We start from the raw sequence: 10782 nt of genomic DNA, 5'->3' as shown, positions 1-10782 counted from the left end.
TGTGAATCCTTCACCGACCGCGAGGACGGAACATTCGGCTGACCACTGCATCTGAGCCGCAGTGGCCTCGGCCGCGTGAGACCACCCGTCGCAAGGTGATACCGCGCGTCGCAAGCCCTGCCCCACTGAGCCCTTTTCGTCTTGATCAGACGGCAAGTTCCAGGGCAACGACGGCTCGGACGATGGCAGTGATCCGGGTGGTACTGCAGCGGAGCTTCCGCAGAAGCCGCCAGCATTTGAGAGTGGCCATGGCACGCTCGCCGAGGCCGCGGATCTTGGCGTGATCTCGGTTGTGATGTCGGCGCCAGCCCCGCAGATTCTTGCCCCGGAAGGGGACGCGGACCGCAGGACCTGCACCCTGGTACGCCTTGTCGGCCCAGCACTTGATGGCGTCGGCAGCGAGGGTGGCGAGGATGTCGTGTGTCCGGGCCGCGGTCAGATCGTGCACGGACCCGGGTAGTGCGTCCGAGGCCCAGATGAGACGGCCGGCTGGATCGGCGAGGACCTGCACGTTCATCCCGTGGTGCTTCTTCTTCCCCGAGTAGTACGGGCGGTCGGCGGCGATGCGGTCGATGGGCAGCACGGTGCCGTCGAGGATCACGTACGCCTTCTTCCGCACGGTCTCCATGGCCTGTTCCAGCGTGGGCGCGAGGGCGGCCAAGAGGTCGACGGTCTCACGTATGTAGCGGTAGGCCGTGGCGATCCCGATGTGGAAGCCTGCTGCGAGGCGCGCGTAGGTATCGCCGCATCGCAGGTGAGCCATTACAAGCAGGGCCTGCCGGCCGCAGGTCAGGCGACGCCAGCGGGAGCCGATGCGGCGGCGGTGACCTGCAAGAAGACCGGAGAGGTGGCGCAAGGTGCGGCTGGACAGATCGATGGCGGACGGGTAGACAAGCACGCGAAAGCTCCTGGCGGACTGGTGATCATGGTCGTGAAACCCGTCTACCAGGAGCCTTCTTCATCTCCGCCGCTGGGGCCGCACGTCCAACCTTCCGTCGGGTCAAAACAGCTCAGTACGTCAGCCACTCCCTGTCGGGGATCAAGTCCTCGATCCATTCCTGGCCACGCATGGCCCACTGAGGCGCGAGAAATACAGGACGACAGCGGACGTGGTCTCCGTTCTGCTGGCAGCGCAGGACCAATCCCAGGCTGAGGAGATACGGCTCCCCGCGGCTCCCGAAGCGCAGGCCATCGACGTACTCGGGCAGATTCGGATCCTCAAGTGTTGACGCGGTCTTGTCGATCCAGGGTGCGAGTTCCGACGGCAGCCGACCAACCAGAGGGACACCATCGAGGCTGACCTGCGGGCCCCGGCAGGCGTCGACGGCTACTGCAGCCAGGGTCTGCGTCTCCTGGTCGTAGTAGGTGTCGATGCCAACCCCGTCGAAGGGACACCATCGTGCGTACTTCTTGGTATCCCACGCTGTGATCGGCTCGCCCAGAGCGGCTGAGACTTCCTCCTTGCTCTGACCGAACCGTATGGGTCCCACGGACTTCAATGGAGCCCATGTCCACGCAGGGCGCTCCTCGTCCCGGAGGAACCTTTCCGCCCACCAGCCCACCTAACCCACCCCAGATCGAAACGTGCGTGCAGGAAGCATTCTTGCAACGCGTGCTGCGGGCGCCACCAAGCGCCTGCCCCCGGGGGTGGAATCAGAAGTGCGGCAGCGGCCAGCGTCGCCCTCACCCCGGTGGGTGCAGCATCACCACGATCGTCGAGGCCGTTCTCACGCCTCAGCGTGAGGATGGAAAGGGCTCAATAAGATCACGGTGCGGTGGGCCTCCCCGCCCTACCGCCCACCACACCTGACCAAAAGAAGGAGGAAAAAGTCTTGACAGAGTATGGGTTCATCCGCGCTTCCGATGAGGTTCTATCCATCCGAAATAAATTAGCGGACCAGGCCATCCAGGCTCTCCAGCGCGCTGGCTTGCCTGCTTTTCGTGAAGGAGAATCCGGATTCCAGGACCAGGCTGGCGCGGTAGTCCATGTCGAACCAGACGCCGAGACAATGTCAGCATCAGTATCCGTGGGATGGCGATGCAGCGCCGGTCAGCTGCAGTCCGCTTTGGCGGATCTCACCTCGGGACTAACTGACACTCCTGCCACCAGCTACCCTGGCACGGTTGGTCTACATATGCAGATACCACTCATCAAGATTCTACTGTCGGCGGGGATCATCGCCGCCCCCAATAATGACAATATGAATCCGAGCCATGTCCTAATTTTCGGGCGGACATCTGACCTACCACCTGCACTGAGGCCCACGTTCCTTCCACCAGGAACTTAACCAAAGGAAATTCCGGAACGGTCCGTCGGTTTCCATCGACGGACCGTTCCGGCCGTCCCAGCCGAACCTCGGCATCTTCGCATCGGGAAGCCGCCATCACATGCGGTAGCACACAGACAGCGGCCCCCGCCGGCAGCACCATCGCAGGCTGCTCGGTCGCGTACACAGCAGTGGCGGGAAGCGACAGAGTCAGAGCCGCGGCGGCCGTGGTCACGGCCCACATCATGAGGCCGCTTGTACCGTCCACGCACGCAACGGCCCTCTGGCGAACACAACCCTCACCCGGCTTGAGCCACCGGGCTCAGAACTTGGCAGCACCGGCTGGCGGCGAAAGCACAGCGACGGCGATAGACGGCTCTCGTACTGTCATGCGGCACTAACCTTGGTGCGCCGCAGTGATGTTCCAGGGGGGAGCTACCCACCGTGCAACCTTTGCAAGAGCAGGAACCCGAGCAGGTCGCCGACTACCGGCTTCTTGGCCGCCTAGGGTCTGTCGTCAAAGTGATCTTGCGTTGTGGATCATGGTCGGGTGATACGTCGCCATGAACTGTCGGACGCTGAGTGGGAACTCGCGCAGCCGTTGCTGCCGCAGCCTGCGCTGGGGCGGCCGCGGCTGGACGACCGGACGGTCCTGAACGGGATCGTGTGGAAGTTCCGGACCGGGGTCGCCTGGCGGGACGTGCCCGACCGGTACGGGTCGTGGGCCAGCCTCCACACCCGTTTCCGCCGGTGGGCGGCGGACGGAACATTCGAGCGGATGCTCCAGGCCGCGCAGGCGCAAGCGGACGCGGCAGGCGACATCGAGTGGCTGGTGTCGGTGGACTCCACCGTTGTCCGTGCCCACCAGCACGCGTCCGGGGCCCGAAAAGGGGGCTCCGCAGCCCGGCCCTCGGCCGGTCCCGCGGCGGGCTGACCAGCAAGATTCACCTGGCCTGCGACGGGACGGGCCGACCCCTCGCGTTCGTCCTGACCGGCGGGAACATCAACGACTGTACCCAGTTCACCGCCGTGATGGACGCGATACGGGTGCCCCGGATCGGGCCGGGCAGACCGCGCATCAGGCCCGACCACGTCATAGGCGACAAGGGCTACAGCTCGAAGGCCATCCGTTCTTGGCTGCGACGCCGCGGCATCACGCACACGATCCCGGAACGATCCGACCAGGTCCGCAACCGAACCCGGCGAGGCAGCCGGGGCGGCCGACCGCCGGCTTTCAACAAGCAGGTCTACAAGCACCGCAACGTCGTGGAACGGTGCTTCAACCGCCTCAAGCAATGGCGCGGCATCGCGACCAGGTACGACAAGACCGCCCAGTCCTACCAAGCAGCCGTCACCCTCGCGTCGCTCCTGATGTGGGCGTGACACTCTGACGACAACTCCTAGCCCGCACAGGTGATACGAAACAGGCAGTCACGGTGAGGGTGGCCAACAGCGTCCACACGCCGTGGGACAGATCGAGCACGCCCTCGATCATCCGGCTGGCCGCCAGGGCCAGCGGCATCCGGACGGCGTTCTGGAAGTACACCGACCGCGGCGTGAGATGGGCCGGCAGGCGGCGCGCGTACAGCGAAAGCGCGGGCCGCCCTGCGTACCGGAACAGGCCCGGCCGATCCGCAGGCGACGTCGTGTCCGCGGGCACGGGCGCGCCGAGCACGATCCGCGCCGCAGTGACCACGAGGGTCCCGGTGTGCGCGATGTCCAGGACGATCGCGCCACCGCGCACCACGGCCGCGCTGCTCGCACCCGGCACCGGCAAGTCGATGCGGTGGGCCTCGAAGTCCGCCGCGGCGGCGGTGCACGGGGCGTCGGAGGGCTCCGGGCCCCGGCCGGACAGCCCGAGGGCGACCTCGTGGCACGCGGTGGCCGAGGCGCCATGAACAGGCCACCACGACCAGAACCGTGCTGTGGGCACAGTCACCGGCGTGGCCCATGTGCCCGGCGCACAGTGCCGCGTTGTGCACCGCTCCACCACTCGAGATCACGCCGTGAGCCGGCTCCCTCCGCCTGCACCTGCACCCGTGTCCGACGACTTCAACGCCCGGCAGCCCGGCGTCCGCACCCTCAAGGCATCAGGGCTCAGCGACCGGGCGCGGTGGTCGTGCTGGAACGTACGACGAGGCGCGGTTCGACCGAGCGCGGCTCGGGGACGGGGCCGGGGGCGTCGATCTGGCGGAGCAGATGGGTCACGGCGAGGGCGCCCATGTGCTGGAACGGCTGGGCGATGGTGGTGAGGGAGGGTGAGCAGTACTCGGCGAGCTCGATGTCGTCGAATCCGACAACCGAGATGTCGTCCGGTACGCGCCGCCCCGCCTCGTGCAGGGCCCTGATCACCCCGAAGGCCATCTCGTCGCTCGCGACGAAAACGGCGGTGACGTCCGGGATCCGCGCGAGCACCAGGCCGTTCCGGTAGCCCGAGGCGGGTGACCAGTCCCCCTCCAGCGGTGGCGGCACCGCACGGCCCGCGCTTTCGAGGGCGGATTGCCAGCCGTCGCGGCGGTGGGCTGATTCCAGCCACTCCACGGGGCCGGTGATGTGCCACACCGTCTCGTGTCCGAGGTCCAGCAGGTGCTGGGTGGCGATGCGAGCGGCCTGGACCTGGTCGATCGCGAGGACCTCGGTCGCGTCGGTGCGCGAGCCGTCGATGGTGACGGTGGGCGTGGAGCGGGTGAGCTGCTCGATCCTGCTGCTGGTATGAATGAGCGGCACCGAGAGGATGATCCCTTCGACGTCCTGGTCAGCGAGCCGGGAGAGCGCGTTCTCGATGGCGGAGGTGTCCAGCGAGGCGGTGGTGGCGGCGCTGACGGCGTAGCCGGCCTCATGGGCAGCCTTCTCGATGCCGGAGGTTACGGCGGCCCTGGAGTAGAAGCTCGTCTGGAGGGTCACGACGCCGATGCTCCGGCTCCGGCCCGACGAGAGCATCCGCGCGGCGTTGTTGCGGCGGTAGCCGAGCTGGTCGACCGCCGCCAAGACCTTCGCGCGCGTCTTCTCCTGCACGTTGGGGTGGCCGGCGAGCGCGCGCGAGACGGTCTGCGCGGACACGCCCGCAACCCGGGCAACGTCCACCATGCCCGGGGGGCGCGCTCCGCTGTGGGTGTCACCGCTCTTCGCCATGGGATCCCTTTCTTCTGTCCGACCTGGTCAATGATATCGCTCACATGGCTGTTCACGTGCAGTTTCACTGGCCAGGACACCAACCGCTACCTCCTATTGGCATCGATAACATTCTCTGCCATAGTTTCGGCCAGCACACCGGGCGGACGACACCGTCGGTGTGCCCCGTCGGACAGGCGGCCCCCCGTGCAGGACGTCTCCGTTGCCTGCCACGGCACTCAGGAGGAGCTGTGAAGCGTAGTTTCATCCGTTTTGTGGGAGCGGCGGGAGTCCTCACCCTCGCCTTTGCGGCCACCGGCTGCTCGGGGTCGGCGTCCGGCACCCCATCGGCCTCCGGAAAGGCATCGATAACATTCTGGGGATGGGCCCCCGGCTACGAGGACGCCGTCAACGCCTTCAACGCAGGCCACCCGGACATCAAGGTCACCTACCAAACGGTGCAGCCCGGGGCGAAGGGTGGCTACCAGAAGATGCTGAACGCCGTGAAGGCGGGCAACGCACCCTGCCTGGCCCAGGTGGGGTACGAGACGATGCCCAGCTTCGCCGCCCAGGGCGCCCTCCAGGACGTGTCGAAGCACGCCGGCTCCGCCAAGCAGGAGTACCAGAGCGCCGCCTGGAACGCGGTGAGTCTCGGCAAGGCCGTCTACGGAGCTCCGGTGGACACCGGCCCCATGGCCCTCTTCTACAACAAGAAGCTGTTCGACTCGCTCGGTCTGAAGCCCCCGACCACCTGGGCCGAGTATCGCGCCGCGGGGGAGAAGATCCACGCCTCCGACCCCAAGCGGTTCATCTCCTCGCCCTACCTCGACTACGACTACGCCGGGCTCGCCTGGCAGGCCGGCGCCGACTGGTTCGGCGTCGACAAGGACGCCTGGAAGGTCAACATGGCCTCCGCGGAGAACAAGAAGGTCGCGGACTACTGGCAGGGCCTCGCGAACGACGGCCTGATCAGCAGCGCCCCCATGTACGACCAGGCGTGGTACACGGGGCTGGGCAACGGCGACATCGCCACGGTCGTGGGGGCGGTGTGGCAGGCGGGAGTCATCAAGGGCGGCGCCAAGGACGGGGACGGGCAGTGGGCCGTCGCCCCCATGCCGCAGTGGCAGGAGGGCGACAAGAAGGTCGGCAACGCGGGCGGATCGGCCACGGCCGTGCTCAAGGGCTGCGAGAACACCGCGGCTGCATGGGAGTTCGCCCACTGGCTGGGAACCGACAAGCAGGCGTTCGGCACGCTGGTCGAGAAGGCTTCGCTCTATCCCGCAGCGAACGATCTGCTCCACCTGCCGCAGCTGAAGGCCGACCCCTACTTCGGCGGCCAGCAGATCTACGACGTCTTCGCCGCGGCCGCGCCCGACGTCGACCCCGGGTGGACCTGGGGCCCGCTGATGACCTCCACGGTCGCGGACCTCAATGACGGCCTCGGCAAGGCGTGGACCGGAAAGGGAACCATCGCGCAGGCCCTGGGCCACGCTCAGGACTCGACCCTGGCCGAAATGCGCAAGCAGGGCCTGGCGGTCGCGCAGTAGCACTGTCGCCGGGGCGGGGACGCGACAGGGATACCTCTCGCCCCCGCCCCGCCATCAGCAAGTGCAAGCAGTCGCCCCGCCGTTGACTCGCCGGCCGGCGGGGCGAACCACAGTGAGGACCCCGTTCGTGACCCAAGCCTCCCCTTCGGTACGCGCAACCGGACGGCGCCCGGCGGCCGCCGCTCCGTCCCGGCCCGCACGCGGAGCCCTCTCCGGGCGCCCGCGGCCTCTGAGCCCGTTGCTCTTCTGCGCCCCGTTCGTCGCCCTGTTCGTGGCCATGTACATCGCACCGATCCTGTACGCGGCCTACAACAGTCTTTTCACCGTCCGCCGGTCGGGTCTGGGCCTGACCGCCCCGACGGAGGTCTTCGCCCCTCTGGACAACTACGTGCGCGCCGTGCACGACGGATCGTTCACGGCCTCGCTCGGCCGCGTGGCCCTGTTCGGCGTCGTACAGGTGCCGCTCATGCTGGCAGTGGCACTGGTGCTGGCCCTGCTCATCGACTCCAAGTCGGCGCGGGGCCGGGGCTTCTTCCGACTGACGAGCTTCATCCCCTACGCGATCCCCGGCGTCAGTGCCGCACTCGTGTGGTCGTTCATGTACTCCTCGACGTCCAGCCCGCTCAACCGGCTGCTCGAACCGTTCTCCGTCACCATCCCGTTCTTCGACGACGACATCGTGCTGTGGTCGGTGGCCAACATCGTCACCTGGAGCTGGGCCGGCTACAACATGATCATCATCTATGCGGCCCTGCAGTCCATCCCCGCCGAGGTCCTGGAAGCCGCCCGGATGGACGGAGCCTCCGCCCTGCGGATCGCCTGGAGCATCAAGATCCCCGCGGTACGGGGCGCGCTGGTGCTCACCACGGTGTTCTCGATCATCGGATCGGCCCAGCTGTTCAACGAGCCGACCGTGCTGCAGCCGGTCTCCGGCGGTTCGATCTCCTCCGCCTTCACGCCTCTGATGTCGGCACAGAGCGCGGTCGCAGCGGGCAACTACCCTTACGCGGCAGCCCAGTCGGTCCTGCTCGCGGTCGCCGTGGGCCTGGTGTCGCTCATCTTCTTCAAGCTGACCCGCCGAGGAGACCAGGCATGACCACGGTGATCCCTGCCCCCGTTCCCGCCCCCTCGCCGGCGCCCAAGCGGATCGGACCCCGCCGCGAGACGCGCCCGGCCGGCCGCGTCACCGTACTCGCCCTGCTGGGGCTGTCCGCGTTCTACTTCCTCTTCCCGCTGTGGTGGCTGCTGGTGTCTGCGACCAAACCCTTCGGGGAGCAGTTCAGTGGCAGCGGCCTGTGGTTCGACGGCTTCGGCCTGTTCGACAACGTCGCCCGGCTCAGCAGCCAGGACGACGGCATCTTCTGGCGCTGGATGCTCAACAGCGTTCTGTACTGCGGCGTCGGCGCGCTCATCGGCACCGTCTTCTCCGCCCTGACCGGGTACGCCCTGGCCAAGTACGACTTCCCCGGCCGCGGAACTCTGTTCTCCCTGGTCCTGGCAGCCGTCCTCGTGCCCAAGGTGCTGTTCACTCTGCCGCTGTACCTGATGTTCTCGGGCGTTCACCTGATCGACAACCCTCTGGCGGTCCTGCTGCCGAGCGTCGTCAGCCCTTTCGGCGTCTACCTGGCGCGCGTCTTCGCCGAGCAGAGCGTGCCCGACGAGGTCCTCGAAGCCGGCCGTCTCGACGGCGCGGGTGAGTTCCGCATCTTCCGCACGATCGGGGTGCGGATGATGCTCCCTGCCCTCGTCACGATCTTCCTGTTCCAGTTCGTCGAGATCTGGAACAACTACCTGCTGCCCGCCATGGTCCTGGGAGACGACCGGCTGCAGCCGGTCACGGTCGGTCTCGTCGCCTGGAACGCCAGCCACGTCGCCGTACCACCGCCCCTCGTCGTCATCGGGTCCCTGGTCTCCATCGCCCCGCTTCTGATCGCCTTCCTCGCGCTCCAGCGCTTCTGGCGCGCGGGCATGACCGCCGGAGCCGTCAAATGACCCCTCCCGCCCTCACCACCGAGTCCGCCGGCACCGCCCGCCCCGCCCCCGTCACCGACGCGCTCGTCACGCAGCCCGTGCTGAGCTGGGCCGACGGCGCCTTCCTGCGCCACGGGCAGCCCCACCGGGTCCTGTCCGGCTCCCTGCACTACTTCCGCGTCCACCCGGAGCAATGGGCCGACCGCCTCCGGCGCGTCGCCGCACTCGGCCTCAACACCGTGGACGCCTACGTGCCGTGGAACTTCCACGAGCGCAGACGCGGTGACATCCGCTTCGACGGCTGGCGTGACCTGCCGCGGTTCCTCCGGCTCGCCGAGGAAACCGGCCTCGACGTCATCGTCCGCCCCGGCCCGTACATCTGCGCCGAATGGGACAACGGCGGCCTGCCCGCCTGGCTGACCGGACGGCCCGGCATGCGGCCCAGGAGCAGCCACCGCGAGTTCCTCGACGAGGTCGGACGCTGGTTCGACGTATTGATCCCGCTCGTCGCCGACCACCAGGCGGCACACGACGGCCCGGTCGTGGCCGTGCAGATCGAGAACGAGTACGGCAGCTACGGCGACGACCACACCTACATGCGCTGGCTGCGCGACGCCCTGGCAACACGCGGCGTCCGCGAGCTCCTGTTCACCGCGGACGGGCCCACACCGCTGATGCTCGACGGCGGCACCCTTCCCGGCGAACTCGCGGCCGCCACGTTCGGGTCACGCCCCGACCAGGCTGCCGGGCTGCTGCGTTCACGCCGCGCCGACGAGCCCTTCCTCTGCGCCGAGTTCTGGAACGGCTGGTTCGACCACTGGGGCGAGAAGCACCACGTCCGATCCCCTTCGAACGCCGCCGACGACGTCGACGGCATCCTGGCCCAAGGCGGGTCGCTGAGCCTGTACATGGCACACGGCGGCACCAACTTCGGGCTGTGGGCCGGCGCGAACCACGACGGCACGGCCCTCCAGCCGACCATCACCAGCTACGACTCCGACGCCCCAGTGGCCGAACACGGCGCGCTCACCAGCAAGTTCTACGCGCTGCGCGAGAAGCTCGCCCCCCACAGCACACGGCCCGTCCCCGAGCCGCCGGACGACCCGCCCCTGTTGGAGCCCGCCACCCTCCCCGTACACCGCGGATCCGCGCTGCCGGCTGCACTGAGGTCGGTGTCGACGCCCGTGCACGCCGCCAACCCGCTGAGTTTCGAGGAGCTCGGCCAAGCTTCCGGCCTCGTGCTCTACACCGCGCACCCGGTCGTACCGCCCGGCACCCACGAGGTGACGGTCACCGGCCTCCACGACCGCGCACAGGTCTTCGTCGACGGCTCCCTCGTCACCGTCCTGGACCGGCCGACAGCGTCCTTCGGCGTCACCGGCACGGGCGCGGCGATCCAACTCGACCTGCTGGTGGAGAACCAGGGACGCATCAACTACGGCCCCCTGCTGGGACAGGGGAAGGGCATTCTGGGCGGGGTCCGCGTGGAGCGGCGGCTCGTCCACGGATGGTCCATGTACCCCCTGCCGCTCGACGAGTGGACCGCCGAGGAACTCACGCGCGCCGGCACGGCCGCCGAGTCCGCCGACAGCCGCGGCATCGCCACCGCACGCCTGCACGTCGATGAGCCCGCCGACACCTTCCTGAGCCTGCCCGGCTTCGGCAAGGGCTTCGTCTGGGTCAACGACACCCTGCTCGGCCGCTACTGGGACGTGGGCCCGCAGACGACCCTGTACCTTCCCCGTCCGCTGCTGCGCACGGGGGACAACCTCCTGACGATCCTGGAACTCGACCGCTTCGGCCACCATGTCGACCTCGTGGACGCGCCCGACCTCGGGCCCTGCGAGGAGTACATCGAGACGTTCGACTGAGCGCCGACGCCGCTC

8 protein-coding genes and 1 pseudogene are annotated in these 10782 nt (G+C 68.0%); 5 read left to right on the top strand and 4 right to left on the bottom strand.

What is annotated here, in order from left to right:
• Positions 1–145: 145 nt before the first annotated feature.
• Both ACZ5D2_RS38550 and ACZ5D2_RS38545 read right to left on the bottom strand, forming a co-directional pair.
• Positions 146–898, bottom strand: a complete 753-nt coding sequence (locus tag ACZ5D2_RS38550; protein WP_468936102.1) for a transposase family protein — start codon at positions 896–898, stop codon at positions 146–148.
• A gap of 112 nt (positions 899–1010) precedes the next feature.
• A complete protein-coding gene (locus ACZ5D2_RS38545; protein WP_468936099.1) occupies positions 1011–1490 on the bottom strand; it encodes a hypothetical protein in 480 nt (159 codons plus the stop codon).
• A 1330-nt stretch (positions 1491–2820) separates the two neighbouring features.
• On the opposite strand from ACZ5D2_RS38545, the pseudogene ACZ5D2_RS38540 reads away from it, so the two are divergent.
• Positions 2821–3650 (top strand): annotated as a pseudogene (locus ACZ5D2_RS38540) (IS5 family transposase).
• Here the strand turns inward: ACZ5D2_RS38540 and ACZ5D2_RS38535 are convergent.
• Complete coding sequence (locus ACZ5D2_RS38535) at positions 3619–4200, bottom strand: hypothetical protein (protein ID WP_468936096.1); 582 nt, start codon at positions 4198–4200, stop codon at positions 3619–3621. The pseudogene ACZ5D2_RS38540 and the gene ACZ5D2_RS38535 sit on opposite strands and share 32 nt — an antisense overlap.
• 164 nt (positions 4201–4364) lie before the next feature.
• Positions 4365–5354, bottom strand: coding sequence for a LacI family DNA-binding transcriptional regulator (locus ACZ5D2_RS38530; protein WP_285529444.1), 990 nt, complete (start codon positions 5352–5354; stop codon positions 4365–4367).
• 275 nt (positions 5355–5629) lie between these two features.
• Between ACZ5D2_RS38530 and ACZ5D2_RS38525 the strand changes: the two genes are divergently transcribed.
• The 4 genes from ACZ5D2_RS38525 to ACZ5D2_RS38510 all read left to right on the top strand — a co-directional run bounded on the left by ACZ5D2_RS38525 (position 5630) and on the right by ACZ5D2_RS38510 (position 10767).
• Positions 5630–6925: an ABC transporter substrate-binding protein gene (locus ACZ5D2_RS38525; RefSeq protein ID WP_285543969.1), complete on the top strand. Its 1296-nt coding sequence runs from the start codon at positions 5630–5632 to the stop codon at positions 6923–6925.
• 277 nt (positions 6926–7202) lie between these two features.
• Complete coding sequence (locus tag ACZ5D2_RS38520; protein WP_100661228.1) at positions 7203–8021, top strand: carbohydrate ABC transporter permease; 819 nt, start codon at positions 7203–7205, stop codon at positions 8019–8021.
• The gene (locus ACZ5D2_RS38515) at positions 8018–8917 is read left to right on the top strand and encodes a carbohydrate ABC transporter permease (RefSeq protein WP_351036384.1); all 900 of its coding nucleotides are present in this window, start codon (positions 8018–8020) and stop codon (positions 8915–8917) included. The genes ACZ5D2_RS38520 and ACZ5D2_RS38515 overlap by 4 nt, the downstream gene beginning before the upstream one ends.
• Complete coding sequence (locus ACZ5D2_RS38510; protein WP_371681036.1) at positions 8914–10767, top strand: glycoside hydrolase family 35 protein; 1854 nt, start codon at positions 8914–8916, stop codon at positions 10765–10767. The genes ACZ5D2_RS38515 and ACZ5D2_RS38510 overlap by 4 nt, the downstream gene beginning before the upstream one ends.
• Positions 10768–10782 lie beyond the last annotated feature (15 nt).

The organism is Streptomyces sp. NPDC031479 (assembly GCF_055581065.1).
Note: the sequence above shows the minus strand (reverse complement) of the source record. Positions and strands in the feature narration are given on the sequence as shown.